Origin of the sequence: Stenotrophomonas sp. Marseille-Q5258 (assembly GCF_946900935.1) — a bacterium.
Classification (GTDB): domain Bacteria; phylum Pseudomonadota; class Gammaproteobacteria; order Xanthomonadales; family Xanthomonadaceae; genus Stenotrophomonas; species Stenotrophomonas nematodicola.
The window spans coordinates 192,151-216,158 of sequence record NZ_CAMPPN010000003.1 but is presented as its reverse complement, the minus strand read 5'-3'; the positions used below and the strand labels follow the sequence as shown (position 1 = coordinate 216,158).

18 protein-coding genes are annotated in these 24,008 nt (G+C 67.6%); 15 read left to right on the top strand and 3 right to left on the bottom strand.

What is annotated here, in order from left to right:
• Positions 1–51 precede the first annotated feature (51 nt).
• The 14 genes from OC534_RS03210 to OC534_RS03145 all read left to right on the top strand — a co-directional run bounded on the left by OC534_RS03210 (position 52) and on the right by OC534_RS03145 (position 17,535).
• Positions 52–1,104: a chemotaxis protein CheW gene (locus tag OC534_RS03210; protein ID WP_262071358.1), complete on the top strand. Its 1,053-nt coding sequence runs from the start codon at positions 52–54 to the stop codon at positions 1,102–1,104.
• Positions 1,105–1,184: 80 nt separating this feature from the next.
• Positions 1,185–1,493: an STAS domain-containing protein gene (locus OC534_RS03205; protein ID WP_136004046.1), complete on the top strand. Its 309-nt coding sequence runs from the start codon at positions 1,185–1,187 to the stop codon at positions 1,491–1,493.
• Positions 1,490–1,855, top strand: a complete 366-nt coding sequence (locus tag OC534_RS03200) for a response regulator (RefSeq protein WP_136004044.1) — start codon at positions 1,490–1,492, stop codon at positions 1,853–1,855. The genes OC534_RS03205 and OC534_RS03200 overlap by 4 nt, the downstream gene beginning before the upstream one ends.
• 56 nt (positions 1,856–1,911) lie before the next feature.
• The gene (locus tag OC534_RS03195) at positions 1,912–3,903 is read left to right on the top strand and encodes a chemotaxis protein CheA (protein WP_136004042.1); all 1,992 of its coding nucleotides are present in this window, start codon (positions 1,912–1,914) and stop codon (positions 3,901–3,903) included.
• Positions 3,904–4,435: 532 nt separating this feature from the next.
• A complete protein-coding gene (locus tag OC534_RS03190; RefSeq protein WP_136004041.1) occupies positions 4,436–6,685 on the top strand; it encodes a methyl-accepting chemotaxis protein in 2,250 nt (749 codons plus the stop codon).
• 172 nt (positions 6,686–6,857) lie between these two features.
• The gene (locus tag OC534_RS03185; protein ID WP_017354389.1) at positions 6,858–7,640 is read left to right on the top strand and encodes a flagellar brake protein; all 783 of its coding nucleotides are present in this window, start codon (positions 6,858–6,860) and stop codon (positions 7,638–7,640) included.
• 96 nt (positions 7,641–7,736) lie between these two features.
• A complete protein-coding gene (locus OC534_RS03180) occupies positions 7,737–8,228 on the top strand; it encodes a chemotaxis protein CheW (RefSeq protein WP_017354388.1) in 492 nt (163 codons plus the stop codon).
• Between the two features lie 229 nt (positions 8,229–8,457).
• Complete coding sequence (locus OC534_RS03175; protein ID WP_229296465.1) at positions 8,458–8,763, top strand: hypothetical protein; 306 nt, start codon at positions 8,458–8,460, stop codon at positions 8,761–8,763.
• A 96-nt stretch (positions 8,764–8,859) separates the two neighbouring features.
• Positions 8,860–11,229, top strand: coding sequence for a methyl-accepting chemotaxis protein (locus tag OC534_RS03170; protein ID WP_136004039.1), 2,370 nt, complete (start codon positions 8,860–8,862; stop codon positions 11,227–11,229).
• A gap of 191 nt (positions 11,230–11,420) precedes the next feature.
• Complete coding sequence (locus OC534_RS03165) at positions 11,421–13,697, top strand: methyl-accepting chemotaxis protein (RefSeq protein WP_136004037.1); 2,277 nt, start codon at positions 11,421–11,423, stop codon at positions 13,695–13,697.
• Between the two features lie 24 nt (positions 13,698–13,721).
• Positions 13,722–14,564, top strand: coding sequence for a CheR family methyltransferase (locus OC534_RS03160; protein WP_017356390.1), 843 nt, complete (start codon positions 13,722–13,724; stop codon positions 14,562–14,564).
• Positions 14,561–15,157, top strand: coding sequence for a chemoreceptor glutamine deamidase CheD (gene cheD / locus OC534_RS03155; RefSeq protein WP_136004035.1), 597 nt, complete (start codon positions 14,561–14,563; stop codon positions 15,155–15,157). The genes OC534_RS03160 and cheD overlap by 4 nt, the downstream gene beginning before the upstream one ends.
• Entirely contained in the window at positions 15,154–16,221 is a 1,068-nt protein-coding gene (locus OC534_RS03150; protein ID WP_017356392.1) for a chemotaxis response regulator protein-glutamate methylesterase, read from the top strand. The genes cheD and OC534_RS03150 overlap by 4 nt, the downstream gene beginning before the upstream one ends.
• A gap of 147 nt (positions 16,222–16,368) precedes the next feature.
• Entirely contained in the window at positions 16,369–17,535 is a 1,167-nt protein-coding gene (locus OC534_RS03145) for a hypothetical protein (RefSeq protein ID WP_262071354.1), read from the top strand.
• Between the two features lie 95 nt (positions 17,536–17,630).
• On the opposite strand, the gene acnB is transcribed toward OC534_RS03145, so the two are convergent.
• Genes acnB through OC534_RS03130 form a run of 3 tightly spaced genes read right to left on the bottom strand, consistent with a single transcriptional unit; the run spans position 17,631 to position 20,907 of the window.
• Positions 17,631–20,216 (bottom strand): bifunctional aconitate hydratase 2/2-methylisocitrate dehydratase, encoded by a 2,586-nt coding sequence (gene acnB, locus OC534_RS03140; RefSeq protein ID WP_136004031.1) that lies wholly within the window; start codon positions 20,214–20,216, stop codon positions 17,631–17,633.
• A 60-nt stretch (positions 20,217–20,276) separates the two neighbouring features.
• Positions 20,277–20,675 (bottom strand): type II toxin-antitoxin system VapC family toxin, encoded by a 399-nt coding sequence (locus tag OC534_RS03135; protein ID WP_136004029.1) that lies wholly within the window; start codon positions 20,673–20,675, stop codon positions 20,277–20,279.
• A gap of 7 nt (positions 20,676–20,682) precedes the next feature.
• Positions 20,683–20,907: an AbrB/MazE/SpoVT family DNA-binding domain-containing protein gene (locus OC534_RS03130; RefSeq protein ID WP_017356396.1), complete on the bottom strand. Its 225-nt coding sequence runs from the start codon at positions 20,905–20,907 to the stop codon at positions 20,683–20,685.
• A 287-nt stretch (positions 20,908–21,194) separates the two neighbouring features.
• Here OC534_RS03130 and acnA point away from each other — a divergent pair, with 287 nt between their 5' ends.
• Positions 21,195–23,948, top strand: coding sequence for an aconitate hydratase AcnA (acnA, locus tag OC534_RS03125; RefSeq protein WP_166472943.1), 2,754 nt, complete (start codon positions 21,195–21,197; stop codon positions 23,946–23,948).
• Positions 23,949–24,008: the final 60 nt, after the last annotated feature.

Genomic DNA, 24,008 nt, shown 5'->3' with positions numbered 1-24,008 from the left:
ACCCCCACCGCGCCCGGGGCACCGGCCAACCTCGCACTGCTCGACGAGCTGATGAACGACCCCGCGCTCGGACCGGTCCAGGCCGCGCCCGCGCATGACACCCCCACCTCGCCCGGCGCACCGGCCAACCTGGCGCTGCTCGACGAGCTGATGAACGATCCCGCGCTCGGACCGGTCCAAGCCGCACCCGCGCAGGACACCCCCACCGCGCCCGGGGCACCGGCCAACCTCGCACTGCTCGACGAGCTGATGAACGACCCCGCGCTCGGACCGGTCCAGGCCGCGCCCGCGCATGACACCCCCACCTCGCCCGGCGCACCGGCCAACCTGGCGCTGCTCGACGAGCTGATGAACGATCCCGCGCTCGGACCGGTGATGTCGCCTGCACCCGAGTCAGCCGCGCGTCCGGGCTGGGACGACCTGCCCGACGAGGTCCTGCACGACAGCGCGCCGCCGGCCGTGGTCGCGCGTGCAGCCGAACCGGCTCCCGCGCCCACGCCGACCCCACCGCCACCGCCGCCATCTGCGGTACCGGCCCCGGTCGCACGCGCGACGCCGACGCCCCTGCCACGCCCGGCCGCGCCGCCGGCGCCGCGCGGCGGCCGCCCCAACAGCTGGGAGGAACTGCAGGCGCAGGCACGCGACCCCGCCTCCAGCCCGCGCGAGAACCGCCGCGCCAGCGAACGCACCTCGCGCTGGCTGCGCCTTCGCTGTGGCACCCAGGCCTATGCACTGGAACTGCTGAAGGTGCAGGAAGTGGTGCTGCCCGTGCCGCTGCTGCCGTTGCGCGGCACCGCGCCGGCGATGCTGGGCATCATGAACCTGCGCGGCCAGGTGGTCCCCGTGATGGACCTGGGCATCCACCTGGGCAGCGGCCCGGCCGCCAACGATGCCAATACCCGCATCGTGGTGCTCGAGGAAGACGGCGAAACGATGGGGCTGCGGGTCTCGGCGGTGGAAGACGTCGCCAACCTCACCGACTCGCAGATCGAACCCCCCGACACGGCCCGCATCTGCCAGATCTCCAACGACCTGTTCCGTGGCGTCGCCCGCGTCACCGCCCAGCCGATGATCCTGCTCGATGCCACGCAGCTGCTGAACTGACGGCAGGCCCGACGCACCGGGCCTAAAGGTTCCCCTCACGGGGCCGTTATCAACCTCGGAACCGTTTGTCCGGAGCAACGATGAGCACTGTGGCCCTGGGTGGTGATCTCGGTATCGAGACCAGCACCGAGCTCAAATCCCGCCTGGCCCCTTTGGTGGACCAGGCTGGCGCACTGACGCTGGATGCCAGCGAAGTCAGCCGTATCCATACCGCAGCAATGCAGGTCCTGTGCGCATTCGTCGACGCCCGCCGCCAGGCGGGCCATGCGACCGGATTCGACGGTTGCACTGCAACCTTCCGTGACGCCGCGCGCCTGCTCGGCGTCACCCAGGCCCTGGGCCTGGATGCACCCCATGACAACCTGAAATCTGTGGAGAACGCTGCATGAGCGCACGTATCTTGGTGGTGGACGATTCGGCGTCAATGCGCCAGATGGTCTCATTCGCCCTCACCTCGGCCGGCTTCACCGTCGAAGAAGCCGAAGACGGTGCGATCGCACTCGGCCGGGCCAAGGGTCAGCGCTTCAATGCGGTGGTCACCGACGTCAACATGCCCAATATGGACGGCATCTCGCTGATCCGCGAACTGCGCCAGCTGGCCGACTACAAGTTCACGCCGATGTTGATGCTGACCACCGAGTCGGCCGCCGACAAGAAGTCCGAAGGCAAGGCCGCCGGTGCCACCGGTTGGCTGGTCAAGCCGTTCAATCCCGAACAGCTGGTCGCCACCGTACAGAAAGTGCTCGGCTGAGCCTCAGCCCGCTTCGCTTCCGCCCTCCCCCTTCCCGCAACCGGACCCAACGCACCATGAGCATGGATCTGCAACGTTTCCACGCCACGTTCTTCGAAGAAAGCCGCGAAGGGCTGGATGCGATGGAGGCCGGACTGCTGGCACTCGAATCGGGCCAGCAGGACCCGGAGATCATCAACTCCGTGTTCCGCGCCGCGCATTCGATCAAGGGCGGCGCAGGCACCTTCGGCTTCGACGCGATTGCCGGGTTGACCCACGTGCTGGAAACGCTGCTGGATGAACTGCGCGCCGGCAAGCGCGCACTTGAACCGGCCGCCGTGGACGCCATGCTGTCCTCGGTGGACGTCCTGCGGGCCCTGCTGCGCGAAGCCGAACATGGCCAGCCCGCCGATCCGCAGGCGGTGGCCAACGTCAAGGCGCGCCTGGAAGCCGTGCTGTCCGGACAGGCCGTGGCCACTGCCGCCCCAGTTGCCGCCGCGCCGGTGGACGATACGCCGGAAGCCTGGCAGATCGGCTTCGTACCGGCGCCGTCGCTGTTCATGAGCGGCAACGATCCGCTGCGCATCATCCGCGAGCTGGAGCACCTGGGCTCGCTGCAGGTCGCCGCGCGCATGGAGCGCCTGCCCGGGTTTGCGCAGCTCGATCCGCTCGAAGCTCACCTGGCCTGGGACCTCGGGCTGGTGGGCAAGGTCCCGCGCAGCAAAATCGAAGACACCTTCGCATGGGTGGTGGACGACTGCGAACTGGACATCCGTCCGGCTGCGCCGCCGAGTCTGGCCACCAGCGCCCCGACGGCACCGGCAGCGGCCACCGCCCCCGCAGCGGCAGCCGCACCTGTGGCCGCCGCTGCCGCAGCGCCGGCCGCCGCCGCGCACGAAGCGGAAACCTCGATCCGCGTCGCCGTGGAAAAAGTCGACGCGCTGATCAACCTGGTCGGCGAACTGGTCATCACCCAGGCCATGCTCAAGCAGGTCTCGCACGCCCTGGACCCGGTCCATGCCGAGCAGCTGTTCGCCGGTCTGGACCTGCTCGAGCGCAACACCCGTGACCTGCAGGAAGCCGTGATCGGGGTGCGCATGCTGCCGGTGGACGCGGTGTTCCGCCGCTTCCCGCGCCTGGTCCGTGATCTGTCCTCGCGTCTGGGCAAGCACGTCCGCCTGCGCACCATCGGCGAAGGCACCGAACTGGACAAGGGCCTGATCGAAAAGATCGCCGACCCGCTCGTGCACCTGGTCCGCAACTCGATCGATCACGGTCTGGAAATGCCCGACGTCCGCCGCGACGCCGGCAAGGACGAGACCGGTACGATCACCCTTGCCGCCTCGCACCAGGGCGGGCACATCGTCATCGAAGTCAGCGATGACGGCCGCGGCCTGAACCGCGACAAGATTCTGTCCAAGGCCGTCGAACGCGGCCTGAGCGTGCCGGACAACCCCACCGACGCCCAGGTCTGGGACCTCATCTTCCAGCCCGGCTTCTCCACCGCCGATGCCGTCACGGATCTTTCCGGGCGCGGCGTGGGCATGGACGTGGTCCGCCGCAACATCCAGGCACTGGGGGGCGAAGTGCAGCTGGAAAGCCAGGCCGGCAACGGCACCCGCGTGCTGATCCGCCTGCCGCTGACCCTGGCCATCCTCGACGGCATGACCGTGTCGGTGGCCGGCGAAACCCTGATCCTGCCGCTGGCCTATGTGCTCGAAGCCCTGCAGCCGCAGGCCGAGGACGTCCGCACGATGGCCGGCGAAGGCCGTGTGCTGCGCGTTCGCGGCGAGTACCTGCCGATCCTTTCGCTCAGCGAGTACTACGGCTACAGCGGTCGCACCAAGGACGATTCGCTGGTGGTGGTGGTCGAAGGCGATGGCCAGAAGATCGCGCTGGAAGTGGACGAACTGGTCGGCCAGCAGCAGGTGGTGGTCAAGAACATCGAGAACAACTACCGCCGGATCAGCGGTGTTTCCGGCGCCACCATCCTGGGCGACGGCCGCGTCGCGCTGATCGTGGATATCGGCGGCCTGGTGCGCTCGCTGCGGATGCCGCAGGCGGCGTAACGCGCGCGTATCACCGGTGAATGCACGCCCCCGCCACGCGCGGGGGCGTTCTGTTCTTCGCGCCCGGGGCGACGGCATCACGCGCCCCGCGATCGCCCCACGGAGCGCCGGCCGCTGGCCGGCATCACACGTTCTCTGACGCGCCGGGCAGCGTCCGTCGCTCGACGTTGCCCGCCCGCGTCCTGACGGGGCGGGGTGCGACCGCTGGCCGGCACAACGCATTCCGGGAGGTCGTTCTCTGCTTGCCTGGAAGTGTGACGTTGATTGGCATGGATACGTTGGCGTATAGACGCGCCGTCGCCAGCCGCGCCGCCGATTCCCTGCCGTTGCTGGCGCCTGCACCGACTGCGATACCCACAGCGCGCCGAAAAAATGTGACATCCAACACTCAAGTTGCGGCGGCACAGCGCCGTTATCCCGGAAGAGCGTTGACACCGTCGTCACACCGCCCGCGCCCCACCCCACGTTCCGCCACGCCCCTTGCGCCCAGCACCCCACGGCTGTGCACCCCGCCCTGCCCGGAGTTCCGACCATGAAGTGGTTCCACGATCTGCCCATCGCCCGCAAGCTGGCGGTGGGATTCACCCTCACCACCCTGATGACCGTCGTTCTCGGCGTGTTCGCCCTGGTCCGCCTCAACGGTGCCAATGCGCAGTTGGCCGCAATGGCAGGCAACGACATCCCGTCGGTGCAGCACCTGGGTGAAGTGCGCTCGCAGCTCGGCGAATTCCGCACCTATGAAATGGCGCAGGTCAGCATGTTCGACCAGCCCGAAAAGGTCGCCGACTACAACACGCGGATGGACAGCACCGCCAAGATCGTGCGCGATGAACTCGCCGCCTACGCCGCGCTGCCGGCCGGCGACCGTGAGCGGGCGCTGTTCAGGAAAGTGTCCGCCGATGTGGACGCCTACTTCCACGCCAATGCCGAACTCCGCGCCGCCGTGGCCGCCGGTGACGGCGCGCTTGCGCGGCAGATCTCCGACGAGAAGTCGCGCCCCGCCCGACGCACCCTGTTCGATGACCTCAAGGAGCTGGGTGCGTTCAGCAACAGCCTGATGGAAAGCAAGATCGCCAATGCCAATGCCGTCCATCGCACCAGTGTGATCGCCATCATTGCCTGCATGGTGCTGCTGTCGCTCGTGGCCGTCGCGCTGGCCCTGGTGATCTCGCGGGCGATCACCCGTCCGCTGTCGCAGGCGGTGCATGCAATCAAGTCGGTGGCCCGCGGCGACCTGAGCGTCACCATCCGCGCCACCGGTGCCGATGAAGCCGGCCAGATGCTGGCCGCCACCAGCGACATGACCACCATGCTGCGCCGTTACTCCGACGAAACCCGCCAGATGGCCGCGATGCACGCCGGTCCCGACATCTCCCATCGCATGCCGGTCGATTTCCCCGGCGTCTACGGTGAGCTGGCCGTCGGCACCAACACCGTGGTGTTCGACCACCTGGATGCCATCAAGGACGCCATCGACATCCTCAACCAGTACGCCGCGGGTGACCTGTCGCAGAATGCGCGCCGCCTGCCGGGCAGCCGCGCGATCCTGCACGAATCGATGGACGCGGCCAAGGCCAGCCTGCTGGCGATCAATACCCAGATCCAGACCCTGGCCCAGGCAGCGGCGGCCGGCGATTTCAGCCAGCGCGGCGACAGCCTGCGTTTCGAGCACGACTTCCGGGTCATGATCGAAAACCTGAACACGATGATGGAAGTGGCCGACGGCAATCTGTCGCAGTTGTCGCAGCTGCTGCAGTCCATCGCCAACGGCGACCTGACCGCCCGCATGCACGGCGAGTTCCACGGCGTCTTCGCCAGCATGCGCGATGATGCCAATGCCACGGTTGCCCAGCTGACCCAGATCGTCGGACGCATCCAGCAGGCCTCGTCCAGCATCAGCACGGCAGCCGGCGAGATCGCGTCGGGCAACAACGACCTGTCGCGCCGTACCGAGCAGCAGGCGGCCAACCTGGAGGAAACCGCCGCCTCGATGGAGGAACTGACCTCCACCGTGCGCCAGAACGCCGAACACGCCCGCCAGGCCAACCAGCTCGCCATCGGCGCGCACACCGTGGCTTCGCAGGGCGGCGACGTGGTCGGCCAGGTGGTCAGTACCATGCACGAGATCGACGCGTCCTCGCGCCGTATCGCCGACATCATCACGGTCATCGACGGCATCGCCTTCCAGACCAACATCCTGGCGCTCAACGCGGCCGTGGAAGCGGCGCGTGCCGGTGAGCAGGGTCGCGGTTTCGCCGTGGTCGCCAGCGAAGTGCGCACCCTGGCGCAACGCTCGGCCAGCGCCGCCAAGGAGATCAAGGGTCTGATCGACGAGTCGGTCGGCAAGGTCGCCGAGGGCTCGCAGCTGGTCAACCAGGCCGGCGCCACGATGGGCGAAATCGTCGCCTCGGTGCAGCGTGTGACCGACATCATGGCGGAGATCTCGGCAGCCTCGCAGGAGCAGTCCGCCGGCATCGAGCAGGTCAACCAGACCGTGGTGCAGATGGACGAAACCACCCAGCAGAACGCCGCGCTGGTGGAAGAAGCCACCGCCGCCGCGCGGGCGATGGAAGAACAGGCCGGCCATCTGACCGATGCGGTGGCGCTGTTCAAGCTCGACGGCCAGGCCGCCTCCGCGCCTGTGGCACGCCCGACGGTGGTCGCTGCGTCACCGGCACGCCCGGCCGGCGCCGCGCGTCCGCGCCCGGCCGCTGCCCCACCGCGCCGCGCGCCGGCCCGCGAGCCGGCACTGGCCAACGACACGGAGTGGCAGGAGTTCTGACGCCGCACCGATCCTCGCATCGCGTTTGATCCGACACCCCGCCCCGGCGGGGTGTCGTCGTTCCGATCCAGCCCTGTCGATATTCGCCCTACATAAATGTGATCTGATGCCGATAAACGGACTGAGCCCCGGGATCGTGTGATGCCGGCATCCGCCCAACCCAGCAGATTCCATGTCCGAAGGCAGCCTTCCCGCACACGACGGAACCCATGCCGCGCCCGACCCGGGTACGGATGACAAGTACCTGGTCCGCAACCCCCGGCAGATCCGCCAGCTGCTGCAGGCGCTCATCGACCAGCGGTCGCTGATCAATGCGCACATCGACGGCCGCGACCAGTCGTTCCCCACGGCGGTACTGGAACTGGACGAGGACGAGGACGAACTGCTGCTCGACGGCAGTCCCTCGGAAACCTCCAACCGCGCCGCCGAGGCGGCCGATCACCTGCTGTGCTTCGGCCAGCTTGAACGGGTAATGGTCCGCTTCCGCCTGGATGGCCTGGTCCGCATCCACAATGAAGGCCACGTCGGCTTCCGCGCCCCGTTCCCGACCGAACTGGTGCACCTGCAGCGGCGCGAGCTGTACCGCCTGGAGACGCCGATCACCGACTCGCCCAAGCTGGTCCTGCCCGTTGATGACGACCGCAGCGAAGCGCTGACGATGCGCGTGGTGGACATCAGCGGTGGCGGCCTGGCCGTCACCGTGGCCGAAGACTGCCCGGTGTTCGGCCTGCAGAAGCGCTACGACGGCTGCCGCCTGGAGCTGCCCGACAGCAGCCCCATCAACGTGTCGCTGGTGGCCTGCAACATGCGCGCGCAGAAGCTGCCCAACGGCGTGGAGATGAAACGCGTCGGCCTGCGCTTCGACGCACTGCCGCGCGGCGCGGACAGCGCGATCCAGCGCTACATCTTCCGCATCGACCGCCAGCGCAAGGCACGCAGGAACGGCGAAAGCTGAACGGCGGCAGCCCCCGCTAAAGTCGTTCCGTCCCAGGCCGATATCCAGCGTGACGCCCGGTTTTTCGACCGCCACGCCCGACCCAGGATTGCCTCCATGAACGACAAGAACAGCAGCGCCGCCAGCTCCGGTGGCGAGTACCTCAGCTTCACCCTCGGCGCCGAGCACTACGGCGTGGACATCCTCAAGGTGCAGGAAATCCGCGGCTACGACTCGGTCACCCGCGTGCCGGATGCCCCGGACTACATCAAGGGCGTGATCAACCTGCGCGGCACCATCGTCCCGGTCATCGACCTGCGCCTCAAGCTGCGCCTGGAAAACGCGCGCTATGACGCCTTCACCGTGATGATCGTGCTCAACGTCGAAGACCGCGTCGTCGGCATCGTCGTGGACAGCGTCTCCGACGTCATCCCCCTGAGCGCCGAGCAGATCCGCCCGACCCCGGAGTTCGGCGCCGCCGTGGACACCCGCTTCATCTCCGGGATCGGCACCCAGGACGATCGCATGCTGATCCTGCTCGACATCGAGACCCTGCTGGACAGCGCCGACATGGGCCAGGCAACCACCCTCGACGACGTCGCCGCCTGATGACAGACCCGCGGCCGCCGCGCACTGCGACGAAGGTCGACATTGACCCTTCAGTTCCCGCGCGCGTGGCCGATAGCTGGAATCAGGACCCGGCTGTGCTGGACACCCCAAGGCCGGGCCAACTTGTCCACATCCTCCGGAGAACCATCCGATGAAGTCCCTGTTTGCGCTGTTTTCTGCTGCCGTGCTCGCCACCACCGCCTCGTCCGCCTTCGCCCAGACGGCCGAAATGATCCCGCCGGAAATGGCCCCGCGTGCAGTCGGCAAGGACGGCATGGTCTGCGGCAAGGTGGAAAAGGCACGTTACGCCGAAGGCTCCGAAGGCCAGCCGACCTTCCTGTACATGGGCGGCGCCTTCCCGCGCCACACCTTCTCGGCCCGCATCGCCGGCGCCAACCGCAGCAAGTTCAGCTTCCCGCTGGAAACCCTGGAAGGCAAGACCGTGTGCGTGATCGGCAAGATCGCCCGCGATGCCTCGCGCGCTGAAATCGAAGTCAGCTCGCCGGCCGGCCTGAAGCTCGCCAACATCAAGTAATTCGCTGTACGCCATGCCACGCCGGCGCTGGCCGGCGTGGTCGCTGCAACCGGGCACGATGCCCGGACGCGTTTGCCACCGGAGACCGCACCGCCCATGCCGTGGATCAACAACCTCAAACTGATGCCCAAGCTGATGCTCACCTTCGGTGTCATCCTGCTGGTGATGCTGCTCCAGGGCATCGTGGCCTATCGTGGCTTGTATTCGCTCAACAACGTCACCACCGAGCTGGCGGGTCACCGGATGGAAAGCATCCGCATGGCTGGCGAAATCCGTGGCATGGTCGGTGAGTATCGCAACTCCGCCTATCAGGGTCTGATCCGCGCCAGCGACGACGTCAAGGCCGAGGCCAAGACGCGTGCCACCGATCTGCGCGGCAAGATCGACGCCTCGATCAAGAAGTACCCGGCGCTGATCGACAACCCGCAGCAGAAGCAGCTGTTCGACACCTTTGCCAAGGATTGGAACGCCGCCCTGGCGTCCTATGACTCGGTCACCGAGATGCTCGAACTGGACCTGCCGGACGATGCGGTCGACACCTTCGTCGGTGAGACCCGCACCAGACACCGCAAGGCCTCCGCCGCGCTCGAAGCGCTGATCGCCGAGGACAACCGCCTCGCCCGCGCCTCGCGTGAAGAAGCCGAATCCACCTACGCCGCCTCCGCCACCCTGACCGTGATCGCCCTGCTCGGCGGCGCGGCGCTGGGCCTGGTGCTGGTGTGGCTGTTCGCCCGCTCGCTGGTGGGCAGTGTCCGCGGCGCCGTCTCGGTGGCCAACGACGTGGCCGGCGGCAAGCTCGACGGCCACATCGATGTCACCCGCAAGGACGAAGTGGGCGACCTGCTGCAGGCCATGCAGCGCATGCAGCGCGACCTGCGCGAGCGGACCGAGACCGACCAGGCGATCGCCCGCGAGAACCTGCGCATCCGTACTGCGCTGGACTACAGCTCCACCGGCGTGTACCTGACCGACGACAGCCTCAACATCGTCTATACCAACCGCGCCCTGCAGCACACGCTCACCCGGTACCAGGACGAAATCCGCAAGGACCTGCCGGACTTCGATGCCGCCACCTCGCTGATCGGCAAGCCGGTGACCGTGCTCGAACACGGCAACGAGATGGACCAGCGCACCTTGAGCCAGCTCAAGGAGCATGGCGTCAGCCGCCGTCCGATGCAGTTCGGCGACGCCCAGTTCGCGCAGGTGGTCTCCTCCATCGCCAACGAGCAGGGCGACACCGTCGGCCACGTGGTCGAATGGCGCGACCGCACCCCGGAAGCCGCCGTCGAAGCCGAGGTGGCCCGCGTCATCGCCCAGGCCGCCGCCGGCGACCTGTCCGGCCGCATCGATGACGCCGGCAAGGAAGGCTTCTTCCTGCAGCTGGCCCAGCAGATCAACGGCCTGCTCGAAGCCAACGCGAGCAGCATCGACCAGGTCTCCGGCCTGCTTGCCGCCCTGTCGCAGGGCGACCTGAGCGCACGCATGCACGGCGACTTCCACGGCGTGTTCGCCCGCATGCGCGACGACGCCAACGCCACTGCCGAGCAGCTCAGCGGGATCGTCACCCGCATCAAACAGTCCAGCCAGGCCATCAGCTCGGCCGCGAGCGAAATCGCCACCGGCAACAGCGACCTGTCGCGCCGCACCGAGCAGCAGGCGGCCAACCTGGAAGAAACCGCCGCCTCGATGGAGGAACTGACCTCCACCGTGCGCCAGAACGCCGAGCACGCCCGCCAGGCCAACCAGCTCGCCATCGGCGCGCACACCGTGGCCTCGCAGGGCGGTGAGGTGGTCGGCCAGGTGGTCACCACCATGAGTGCGATCCAGACCTCGTCCAGGAAGATCGCCGAGATCATCTCGGTCATCGACGGCATCGCCTTCCAGACCAACATCCTCGCGCTGAACGCGGCCGTGGAAGCGGCGCGTGCCGGTGAGCAGGGTCGCGGTTTCGCGGTGGTCGCCAGTGAAGTGCGCACCCTGGCCCAGCGCTCGGCCGGCGCGGCGAAGGAAATCAAGGGCCTGATCGACGACTCGGTCGGCAAGGTCAACGACGGGTCGGCGCTCGTGCACAAGGCCGGTGCCACGATGGGCGAGATCGTCGCCTCGGTCCAGCGCGTGACCGACATCATGGCCGAGATCTCCGCCGCCTCGCAGGAACAGTCGGCCGGCATCGAGCAGGTCAACCAGACCGTGGTGCAGATGGACGAAACCACCCAGCAGAACGCCGCGCTGGTGGAAGAAGCCACCGCCGCCGCGCGGGCGATGGAAGAACAGGCTGGCCACCTCAGCGATGCCGTGTCGATCTTCACGCTGGACGAGCGCGACCTGGCACCGGCACCGGTCGCCGCCCCGGTCGCTGCCGCACCGCGCCCGATCCGTTCGACGCCGGCGCCGGCACCGGCTCGCCGTGCGCCGAACCGGCCGGTCGCCACCGAACTGGCCGACGGCGACTGGCAGGAGTTCTAAGCGCGTCGCGCCGGTCAACGACTGAACCGCGAAAGGCTCCGGTGCGAAGGCACCGGAGCCTTTTTCCTTTGCGGCGTCCGCGCCATCCGCCTGCAACCTGAATACGCTCAGCCTGCACACCTCAACCGCAGCGGTTCGCGGCCGATAACTGCATTGCCGCGACACGTTCGCCGACCAACGATGCCATGCCCATGACCTTGATCAGCCGCTGGAACCAGTACTTCTCCAACCTGTCCGTCCGTCGCAAGCTCAACCTGCTGACGGCGCTGATCGCCGTGGGCGTCATCGCCCTCGCGGTGATCGCCGCCCGCATGCAGTACCTGGACCTGACCGACACCCGCAAGGACAGCCTGAAAATCCAGGTCGAACTGACCTACGGCATCCTGGACCACTACCATCACCTCGCCGAAACCGGCGAGCTGACCGACGCGGCGGCCAAGGAGGCCGCGCTGCTGGCGCTGGACCGCATGCGCGCCGACAACGACGCCTACTACTACAGCGTCTACGACACGCAGTACCGCGTGCTGATGCATCCGTTCCGCAAGGACCTGATCGGCAAGGACATGAAGGACTTCCGTTCCGAGGACGGCGTGCGCCTGTTCTACGACATGGTCGGCATGGCCCGCCTGGGCGGCGGCGTGGTCTCCTACAAGTGGGCCAAGGCCGGTGAAGAAGGGCTGTTCGACAAGTCCTCCTATGCCGGGATGTACGCCCCGTGGCAGTGGGTCATCAGCAGTGGCGTGTACATGGAAGACGTGCAGCAGCAGGCACTGGTGTTCACCGCGATCATGACCGCCGCCGGCGGCGCGCTGGTTCTGATCGTCCTGGCCCTGAGCTGGCTGATCGGCAACCGCATCACCCTGCCCCTGCGCCAGGCCACCACCGTTGCCGAGAGCATCGCGCGCGGCAGGCTGGACAGCCGCATCGGCGAGCAGGCCCACGATGAGCCTGGCCGCCTGCTCGAGGCCATGTCGCGCATGCAGAGCCAGCTGCACGGGGTCATCACCGCCCAGCGCGACATGGCCCGCCGCCATGACGCCGGCGAGGTCAGCTACCGCATCGACGAGAGCGCCTTCCCCGGCGAGTACGGGCTGATGGTGCATGAGACCAACACCCTGGTGGGCGCCCACGTGCAGACGATGGAGGCGGTGCTGGAAGTGGTCAAGGCGTACGCGGTCGGCGATCTGCGCGCCGACATCGCGCGCTACCCTGGCGAGAAGGCAGCCATCACCGCCACCGTGGACACGGTCAAACAGAATCTGGGCAGCATCAATGCCGAGATCAAGCGGCTGGCAACGGCCGCGGCGGCCGGCGACTTCAGCCAGCGCGGCGACAGCACGCGGTTCGATCACGATTTCCGCCTGATGATCACCAACCTCAACGCCATGATGCAGGTCAGCGACGAGAACCTGGGCAAGCTGTCCGCGCTGCTGTCGGCCATTGCCGAGGGGGACCTCACCGCGCGCATGCAGGGCCGGTTCGAGGGCGTGTTCGCCACCATGCGCGATGACGCCAACGCGACCGTCACGCAACTGACCCGCATCGTCGGCCAGATCCAGGAGTCGGCCAGCAGCATCAACCAGGCTGCCGGCGAAATCGCCACCGGCAACAGCGACCTGTCGCGCCGCACCGAACAGCAGGCGGCCAACCTGGAAGAAACCGCCGCGTCGATGGAGGAACTGACCTCCACCGTGCGCCAGAATGCCGAACATGCCCGCCAGGCCAACCAGCTCGCCATCGGGGCGCACACCGTGGCTTCGCAGGGCGGTGACGTGGTGAGCCAGGTGGTCACCACCATGAGTGCGATCGAAGCCTCGTCCCGGAAGATTGCCGACATCATCTCGGTCATCGACGGCATCGCCTTCCAGACCAACATCCTCGCGCTGAACGCGGCCGTGGAAGCGGCGCGTGCCGGTGAGCAGGGTCGCGGTTTCGCCGTGGTCGCCAGCGAAGTGCGCACCCTGGCCCAGCGCTCGGCCGGCGCGGCGAAGGAGATCAAGGGCCTGATCGACGACTCGGTCGGCAAGGTCAACGACGGGTCGGCACTGGTGCACAAGGCCGGTGCCACGATGGGCGAGATCGTCGCCTCGGTGCAGCGCGTGACCGACATCATGGCGGAGATTTCGGCGGCCTCGCAGGAACAGTCGGCCGGCATCGAGCAGGTCAACCAGACCGTGGTGCAGATGGACGAAACCACCCAGCAGAACGCCGCGCTGGTGGAAGAAGCCACCGCCGCCGCGCGGGCGATGGAGGAGCAGGCCACGCAGCTGGCCGATGCCGTGTCGATCTTCCGTCTGGACAACCAGGTGGCCGCGGCGGTCAGCGCGGTGACCGCGCGCATCAGCCGTGCCGCGCCGCAGCCGGTACGCAGCACGCCGGCCCGCACCGTGGCCCCCGCCGCCGGGCCCGCAGCGCATGCGCCACGTGCCGCGCTGCCCCGCGACGACGGCCATTGGCAGGAGTTCTGAGCCGTGTCCACGCCTCCCCCCGTTGTGGCCACCTCGCAGGCCGGTCGCGAGTTCGAGTTCGCCGACCGCGACTTCCGCCGCATCTGCGACCTGATCTACCAGCGCGTCGGCATCTCGCTGGCGCCGGCCAAGCGCGACATGGTCTATGGCCGCCTGTCGCGCCGCCTGCGCGCACTCGGCATGCGCAGCTTCCACGACTACCTCGACCAGCTCGAAGCCCACGGCGGCGACGAATGGCAGGCGTTCACCAATGCGTTGACCACCAACCTGACCGCCTTCTTCCGCGAGCCGCACCACTTCGAGAAGCTCACCGACGAGCTGCGTGCGCGCAGCGGCCACGGCACGCTGCAGTTGTGGTCGTGCGCGGCCTCCACCGGCGAGGAGCCATACTCGATGGCGATCACCGCCTGCGAGACCTTCGGCACGCTCAAGCCGCCGGTGCGCATCCTGGCCACGGACGTGGACACCCAGGTGCTGGCCACCGCCAGCCGTGGCGTCTATGCCATCGACCGCGTTTCCGGACTGGACCCGGCCGTGCGCAAACGCTATTTCCAGCGCGGTACCGGCCCCAATGAAGGCCACTGCCGCGTGCTGCCGGCGCTGCGCGAGCTGATCGACTTCCGCCCACTCAACCTGCTCGCCCCCCGCTACGACGTCGGCGGCCCCTTCGACGCCCTGTTCTGCCGCAACGTGATGATCTATTTCGACAAGCCCACCCAGCGCGGCATCCTCTCGCGCCTGATCCAGCACATGGGCGACGACGGCCTGCTCTACACCGGCCACTCGGAGAACTACCTCCACGCCGCCGACCTGATCCAGCCCTGCGGGCGCACCCTGTACAAGCGCGCACCCGGAGCCCCGGTATGAACCAGGCCGCACGCAGCGACGAAGTGATGCGCTACTTCGACAGCCGCTTCCAGGTCACGGCGGCCAAGCTGCTGCCGACCCAGTATCTGGCCGTGGACGACACCACCGCCCTGACCACCACGCTTGGCTCGTGCGTGGCCGCCTGCCTGCGCGACCCGGTGCTCAAGATCGGCGGCATGAACCACTTCCTGCTGCCCGAGGGCAACGTCGGCGATGGCGCGCCTGCGCGCTACGGCAGCTACGCGATGGAACTGCTGATCAACGACCTGCTCAAGCGTGGCGCGCACCGCAAGCGTCTGGAAGCCAAGGTGTTCGGCGGTGCGAACGTGCTCAAGGGCTTCACCAGCAACCCGGTCGGCACCCGCAACGCGGAGTTCGTGCGCCAGTACCTGCAGGCCGAGCACATCCCGATCATCGCCGAGGACCTGTGCGGCATCCATCCGCGCAAGGTGTGGTTCTTCGCCGATAGCGGCCGTGTGGTGGTGCAGCGCCTGCCGCACGCGCACGAAGCGGAGGTGGCCGCCACCGAATCGGCCGTACGCGCACGCCTGTCGCGTGCGCCCGTCACCGGCGGCGTGGAGCTGTTCGAATGACCGTTGGCCCGCCCTGCAAAGTCCTGATTGTCGACGACTCGGCCGTCGTCCGGCAGATGCTCAGCGAAATCCTGGCCAGCGATCCCGGCATCGAGGTGGTCGGCACCGCGGCCGACCCGTTGCTGGCGCGCGAAAAAATCAAACGCCTGCATCCGGACGTGATCACGCTGGACGTGGAAATGCCGCGCATGGACGGGCTGGCGTTCCTGGAGAATCTCATGCGCCTGCACCCGGTGCCGGTGGTGATGATCTCCTCGCTGACCGAGCGCGGCGCCGATACCACCCTGCAGGCACTGGCGCTGGGTGCGGTGGACTTCGTGTCCAAGCCGAAGCTGGACGTGGCGCGCGGTCTGCAGGGCTACGCCGATGAGATCATCGCCAAGGTCAAGATGGCCGCCCGCTCGCGGGTACGCAGCCTTGCCCGCACCACCGTGCCGCGCATCACCCTGGAAACCACGGCCACCCCTGCCCCGCGCTCGATCCAGTTCCGCACCACCGATCGGCTGATCGCCATCGGTGCCTCCGCTGGCGGTACCGAAGCGCTGCGCGTGGTGCTCGAAGGCCTGCCTGCCGACGCACCGGCCGTGGTGATGACGCAGCATCTGCCCGCGACCTTCAGCAGCGCGTTCGCCGAGCGTCTGGACCGGCATTCGGCGATGTCGGTACGCGAGGCCAGCGACGGTGAAGCCGTGCTCCCCGGCCATGCCTACCTGCCCCCGGGCGGCAGGCACCTGCGCGTGATCCGCGACGGTGCGCGCTGGCGTTGCCGGATCGACGACGGCCCGCCCATCAACCGCCACAAACCGGCGGTGGACGTGCTGTTCCGTTCGGTGGCCGAGAGTGCCGGTGCCAATGCCATCGGCGCCATCCTCACCGGCATGGGCGACGACGGTGCACGCGGCCTGCTGGAGCTGCGCAATGCCGGCGCCCCAACCCTGGTCCAGGACGAAGCCACCAGCGTGGTCTGGGGCATGCCCGGCGCGGCCTACAAGCTCGGCGCCGCCGAGGAAATGGTGCCGCTGGAGCGCATCGCCGAACGGCTGATGGCGTTGGCGCGCGGCTGATCCCCATCGGCCGGTGTAGACTGCGGAAACTGAAGGAGCAAGACCATGCATGGACCCTGCCATATCCTGGGTGGGCTGCTACTGGGCGGCCTGTTGATGACAGGCCCTGCCGGCGCACAGGGAAAGGCCCCCGCTGCCGACGCGCGCGTGCGCATCTTCGGCCAGAATGGCCAGGCCATCACGATGTACACCAACGCGGCCTGCCGGGAGGTCTACGACAACCGGGTGGATATCGCCCGGTCGACCCATCTGGTCCTCAACACGATGATGAGCGGTGCGCCGGCAAATGTGTCGCTCGGCATGCCGCAGACCGATGCCGTGCGCAACATGAAGAGCGTCATGTTCTCCCGGCCCAGCTACGAGGAGTACAGCGTTGCCAGTGGCCAGCCGCTGATCTTCGACGCGCGGGTCGCCAACACCAACGACTACCGCTGTTCAGGCCCGCTGACGCTCCAGTTCACACCCGAGCCGGGCAACGATTACGAGATCCAGATGACCACCGCCGACCGGATCTGCCGGTTCGGAGTGAGGCGCGTGGCTGCCGACGGCAGCGTGCAGCCGGAAGCCTTCACATTGCCGCCGGAACGCTGTGAAGCACCCGCACCCGCCCAGGCCGTCGTGGCGGCGCCCGCCGCCGTGGACGAGACCCCTGCCGAAACGGTGTCCCCTGCGCCGGCCGGCGGCCCGCTGCGGGACTGGACGCGGACCGTGGAGGTGGTGGCGGGCCTGGACCCCAGCCAGGAAGGCGGCGACGAAGGCGCCCTCCCGCTGCGCCTGGTGACGCGAGGCAGGATCGCCGGCGCACAGGTGGGCGCACTGGCGCTTGCGTACTTTGGAAACGGAAAGCTGCAGCGGTTCGCCAAGACCGCGCCGCGCGGCAGCCGTATCGACACCCTGCCAAGCCCGGCGCTCTCGGACATGCCGGGGCTGCTGCGCACCCATCTTGCGCACTTCTTCCTCACCCATCCCGACGCCATCCCCGTCGAGCCCCGGACCGTCCAGAGCCTGGCGGGCGACTGGGTGCTTGCTTACGTGGAAGACTCCGGGGACACCAGTCAATACGAGCTCAGGCACACGGCCACGGTCGGATTCCGGCTCTCCGACGAGGGCGCCAGGCAGACCGCTGTCACCTGCAATGAGCGCCGCCTGGCCCCGTTGGAGGACTGGCAGGCGGATGACTACGCCAAGGTCAGGTCGGCCTCGCACGCGTTCGCCGAGCGCTGCGCGGCACGGTTTGCAACGCAGTTGCCGTCGCTGTTCCCGGCCGTCACCGCGCCCGTCCTGGCGGCGCCCGCGGCGGTCGCGCCCGAGTGAGGTGACGCGGCCGCCGCGCCCGCCGGCATCGCCAACACCAAAAAAACCCCCGGTTCTCACCGGGGGTTTTCGTTCAACACATCAGCCGATCAGGCTCAGGCAGCAACCGTCTTGGCCACGTCCTGGTAATCCTCGATCTGGTCGAAGTTCATGTAGCGGTAGATGTCCTTGCTGCTGGCATCCAGCACGCCGATATCGGCCATGTACTCTTCCCTGGTCGGGATGCGACCCAGACGCGAGCAGATGGCGGCCAGCTCTGCCGACCCCAGGTACACGTTGGAGTTGCGGCCCAGGCGGTTCGGGAAGTTGCGGGTCGAGGTCGAGAACACCGTCGCGCCCTCACGCACCTGCGCCTGGTTGCCCATGCACAGCGAGCAGCCCGGCATTTCCATGCGCGCGCCGGCGGTGCCGAAGGTGCCGTAGTGGCCTTCCTTGGTCAGCTCCGAGGCGTCCATCTTGGTCGGCGGAGCCACCCACAGCTTGGTCGGAATGTCGCGCTTGCCTTCCAGCAGCTTGGCGGCCGCACGGAAGTGGCCGATGTTGGTCATGCACGACCCGATGAACACTTCATCGATGGCCGCACCGGCCACGTCCGACAGCGTCTTGACGTCGTCCGGATCGTTCGGGCAGGCCACGATCGGCTCGTGGATATCGGCCAGGTCGATCTCGATGACGGCGGCGTACTCGGCGTCGGCATCCGGCTCCAGCAGCGCCGGGTTGGCCAGCCAGGCCTCCATCTTCTCGATGCGGCGCGCCAGCGAACGGGCGTCCTGGTAACCCTCGGCGATCATCCACTTCAGCAGCGTGATGTTGCTGGTGAGGTACTCGATGATCGGCTCCTTGTTCAGGCGCACCGAGCAGCCGGCGGCCGAACGTTCGGCCGACGCATCGGACAGTTCGAACGCCTGCTCGACCTTCAGGTCCGGCAGGCCTTCGATTTCCAGGATGCGGCCGGAGAAGATGTTCTTCTTGCCGGCCTTGGCGACCGTCAGCAGGCCCGACTTGATCGCGTACAGCGGAATCGCGTTGACCAGGTCGCGCAGGGTCACGCCGGGCTGCATCGTGCCCTTGAAACGCACCAGCACCGATTCGGGCATATCCAGCGGCATGACGCCGGTGGCGGCGGCGAAGGCGACCAGACCCGAGCCGGCCGGGAACGAAATGCCCACCGGGAAACGGGTGTGCGAGTCGCCGCCGGTGCCGACGGTGTCAGGCAGCAGCATGCGGTTGAGCCAGCTGTGGATCACACCGTCGCCCGGACGCAGCGAGATGCCGCCACGGGTGGAGATGAACTCCGGCAGGGTGTGGTGGGTCTTGACGTCCACCGGCTTCGGGTAGGCGGCGGTGTGGCAGAACGACTGCATGACCAGGTCGGCCGAGAAGCCCAGGCAGGCCAGGTCCTTCAGCTCGTCGCGGGTCATCGGGCCGGTGGTGTCCTGCGAGCCCACCGAGGTCATCTTCGGTTCGCAGTAGGTGCCCGGGCGCATGCCCTTGCCTTCCGGCAGGCCACAGGCGCGGCCCACCATCTTCTGCGCCAGCGAGAAGCCCTTGCCGGTATCCGGCGGGTCCATCGGCAGACGGAACAGGTCGGTCGGGGCCAGGCCCAGCGCTTCACGCGCCTTGGCGGTCAGGCCGCGGCCGATGATCAGCGGAATGCGGCCACCGGCGCGCACTTCGTCGAACAGCACGTCTGACTTGACCTTGAACTCGGCGATGACCGCACCGTCTTTCAGTGCCTTGCCGTCGTACGGACGCAGCTCGATCACATCGCCCATGTTCATCTGCGACACGTCGAGTTCGATCGGCAGCGCGCCGGCGTCTTCCATCGTGTTGTAGAAGATCGGCGCGATCTTCGAGCCCAGGCACACGCCACCGAAGCGCTTGTTCGGAATGAACGGAATGTCTTCGCCGGTGAACCACAGCACCGAGTTGGTGGCCGACTTGCGGCTCGAACCGGTACCGACCACGTCGCCCACATAGGCGACCAGGTGGCCCTTGTCCTTCAGCGATTCGATGAACTTGACCGGGCCGCGCTTGCCGTCTTCTTCCGGCTCGATGCCATCGCGCTTGTTCTTCAGCATCGCCAAGGCATGCAGCGGGATGTCCGGGCGGGTGGTGGCGTCCGGCGCCGGCGACAGGTCGTCCGTGTTGGTTTCGCCGGTGACCTTGAGCACGGTGATGGTCAGGCTCTGCGGCACTTCCGGCCGGCTGGTGAACCATTCGGCATCGGCCCAGCTCTGCAGCACGCCCTGGGCGTTGGCATTGCCGGCCTTGGCCTTTTCCTGCACATCGTGGAAGGCATCGAACACCAGCAGGGTGTTCTTCAGCGCATCGGCGGCGATCGCGCCGACCACGGCGTCGTCGAGCAGCTGGACCAGCGGGGCGACGTTGTAACCGCCGAGCATGGTGCCCAGCAGTTCGGTGGCGCGCTCGCGGCTGATCAGCGCATTGGTTTCGCTGCCGAGGGCGATCGCGGCCAGGTACGAGGCCTTGACCTTGGCGGCATCGTCGACGCCGGCCGGCACGCGGTGGGTCAGCAGGTCGAGCAGGAACTCGGCCTCGCCCGCGGGCGGGTTCTTCAGCAGTTCAATGACGTCGGCCGTCTGCTGGGCGCTCAGCGGCAGCGGCGGGATGCCAAGCGCGGCGCGCTCGGCTACGTGGTGGCGGTAGGCTTCCAACATGACAACTCCCGGGTGATTCTTTGCAGAATGCGGTTGAATACAGCGGTGAAAAGGGCGGGCTCAGGCTTGCGGCACGATCAGCTTCAGGCCCTTGAAGTAGTCGCGGTAAAACGTGTCGTTCCAGGTGATCAACCCGTCGCACTGCAGCAGTGCGTGCGCGCCGACCATGAAGTCATCGATGCCGCGCTTGCCGGTGCCGCGCTGGCGGTGGCGGCGGTGCATTTCGCCGGCGCGCAGGGCGGACTTGGCTTCCAGCGGGCTGAAATGGATACCCATCTCCTCCAGCGCTTCCTGCACTTCGGCGCCGCCGCGCAGCGCGGCGCAGATCTCGGCCAGCACCACCCCGCAGATCACCACGCGGCCACCCACCAGGCTCTGGCGCAGGCAGGCTTCCACGGCATCGGCCTGCGGGCCGTTGCTGAGCAGTTCGATCAGGATCGGGGAATCGACGGCAATCATGCGCGGCTCATTCCTCGTCGCGGACCGCATCCACGGCGGCCTGCGCCGAGTCGAAGCCATCCAGCGCGAACTTGCCGCGGGCACGCGAGATGGCGTCGTCCACGCTCTTGCGCAGGATGATGCGGCTGCCCTCCAGTTCGACCTTCAGCTGAGTGCCCTTGGTCAGACCCAGCGCATCGCGGACCGCCTTGGGCAAGGTGATCTGTCCGCGTTCTGCAACGGTGGCTTCCATCGGTACGCCCTCCAAAGTATGCACAAATTATACATACTCCAGGGGGCATACTTCCACCCTCACCCCGCTTCGTCCCGCCCCCGGGCCTTGCAGGGCATAAGGATACGCAGCGACCCATGACATCAGCGATACATATCTCCATGTAGCCTGAGACCCGATGCCGCAGGCCACGGGCCGGCTGAATCGTTCATACTCGGACGGTCACCGGGCCCACGGCCATCGGCGAACGCAAGCAGGCCTGCCTCGGGCGGGCCACTGCAAGCCATCCGCAAGAGGAGTCACCCCGCATGAGCGATTCGTTCTCCACCCGCAGTCAGCTGGATGTCGCCGGCAAGACCTACGACTACTTCAGCCTGCCCAAGCTCGGACAGCAGTTCGACATCTCCCACCTGCCCTACTCGATGAAGATCCTGCTGGAGAACCTGCTCCGGCACGAGGACGGGGGTGCGACCGTCGGCCGCGACCACATCGAAGCGGTCGCCCGCTGGAATCCGAAGGCAGAGCCGGACATCGAGATCGCCTTCATGCCCGCGCGCGTGGTCCTGCAGGACTTCACCGGCGTGCCCTGCGTGGTCGACCTGGCCGCGATGCGCGACGCCGTGGTCAAACTCGGTGGCCGCCCGGAACAGATCAACCCGCAGATCCCCTCCGAGCTGGTGATCGACCACTCGGTGCAGGTGGATGTATTCGGCACCCCGGACGCACTGGACCTCAACGGCAAGATCGAGTTCCAGCGCAACCAGGAGCGCTACGGCTTCCTGCGCTGGGGCCAGAAGGCTTTCCACAACTTCAAGGTAGTGCCGCCCAACACCGGCATCGTCCACCAGGTGAACCTGGAGAACCTGGCCCGCGTGGTCATGACCGCTGACAAGGACGGCACGGCCATCGCCTACCCGGACACCGTGTTCGGCACCGACAGCCACACCACCATGATCAACGGCATCGGCGTGCTGGGCTGGGGCGTGGGTGGCATCGAAGCGGAGGCGGCCATGCTCGGCCAGCCGTCCTCGATGCTGATCCCGCAGGTGGTCGGCTTCAAGCTGACCGGCAAACTGCCCGAAGGCGCCACCGCCACCGACCTGGTGCTGACCGTGACCCAGATGCTGCGCAAGCACGGGGTGGTCGGCAAGTTCGTCGAGTTCTTCGGCGAGGGCCTGCAGCACCTGCCGCTGGCCGACCGCGCGACGATCGGCAACATGGCCCCCGAATACGGTGCCACCTGCGGCATCTTCCCGATCGATCACGAATCGCTGAACTACCTGCGCCTGTCCGGCCGCAGCGAGGAGCAGATCGCGCTGGTCGAAGCGTATGCGAAGGCACAGGGGCTGTGGCACGACGCGCAGACCGCACACGCCAGCTACAGCGCCACGCTGGAGCTCGACATGGGCACGGTGAAGCCGTCGCTGGCCGGTCCCAAGCGCCCGCAGGACCGCGTGCTGTTGGAAGACGTCAAGCAGAACTACCGCGACAACCTCGGTGGGCTGACCACCAGCCGCGACAAGCGCAATGAGGACGTGTCCACGTTCGTCAACGAGGGCGGTGGCGCGGCAGTCGGCAACGAACAGCTGGCCAGGGGCTACGCCGATGTCGAGATGGACGGCAGCCGCTTCCGCCTGAAGGACGGCGCGGTGGTCATCGCCGCCATTACTTCCTGCACCAATACCTCCAACCCGGCGGTGATGATCGGCGCCGGCCTGCTGGCCCGCAATGCGGCGGCCAAGGGCCTGGACCGCAAGCCTTGGGTCAAGACCTCGCTCGGGCCGGGCTCGCGCGTGGTCACCGACTACCTGGAAAAGGCCGGCGTGCTGACCGAGCTGGAGAAGATCGGCTTCTACGTGGTCGGCTATGGCTGCACCACCTGCATCGGCAACTCCGGTCCGCTGCCGACCGAAGTCAGCGCCGGCATCGCCGCCGGTGACCTGGTGGTGACCTCGGTGCTGTCGGGCAACCGCAACTTCGAGGGCCGCGTGCACCCCGAAGTGAAAATGAACTACCTGGCCAGTCCGCCGCTGGTGGTGGCCTACGCGATCGCCGGCACCACCGACATCGACCTGACCACCGAACCGCTGGGTACCGGCAGCGATGGCCAGCCGGTGTTCCTGCGCGACATCTGGCCGAGCAACAAGGAAATCGGTGACGTGATCGCCGCGACCATCGGGCCGGAGATGTTCAAGCAGAACTACGCCGATGTGTTCAAGGGCGATACCCGCTGGAACACCATCAAGTCGCCCGACGGCGACCTGTACGACTGGGACGGCAGCTCGACCTACATCAAGAACCCGCCGTACTTCGAGGGCATGACCATGCAGGTCGGCCACATCGAGGACGTGCACGGCGCGCGGGTGATGGGCCTGTTCGGCGATTCGATCACCACCGACCACATCTCCCCGGCCGGCAACATCAAGAAGGACTCGCCGGCAGGACGCTTCCTGCAGGAGCGCGGCGTGCAGCCGGCCGACTTCAACAGCTACGGCAGCCGCCGCGGCAACGATGACGTCATGGTGCGCGGCACCTTCGCCAACATCCGGATCAAGAACCTGATGTTCGGTGGCGAGGAAGGTGGCAACACCCTGTACTTCCCGGCCGATGGCGGCGAGCCGCAGAAGCTGGCGATCTACGACGCGGCGATGAAGTACAAGGCCGAGGGCGTGCCGCTGGTGGTGTTCGCCGGCAAGGAATACGGCACCGGCTCCTCGCGCGACTGGGCCGCCAAGGGCACCAACCTGCTTGGCGTCAAGGCGGTGATTGCCGAGAGCTTCGAGCGCATCCACCGCTCCAACCTGGTCGGCATGGGCGTGCTGCCGCTGCAGTTCAAGGCCGGCGAGAACGCACAGAGCCTGGGCCTGGACGGCTCGGAGACGATCGACATCACCGACCTGCAGGACGGCGCCAGCAAGACCGCCACTGTCACCGCGACCCGGGCCGATGGCACCTCCACGCGCTTCCAGGCGCACGTGATGCTGCTGACGCCCAAGGAAGTGGAGTACTTCAAGCACGGCGGGCTGCTGCAGTACGTGCTGCGCCAGTTGGCCGCCCGATAAGGCCGGCCCTGCCCTGTCGGCGCCTGCCGTCCCCGATCAGGGGGACGGCAACCGATGCCG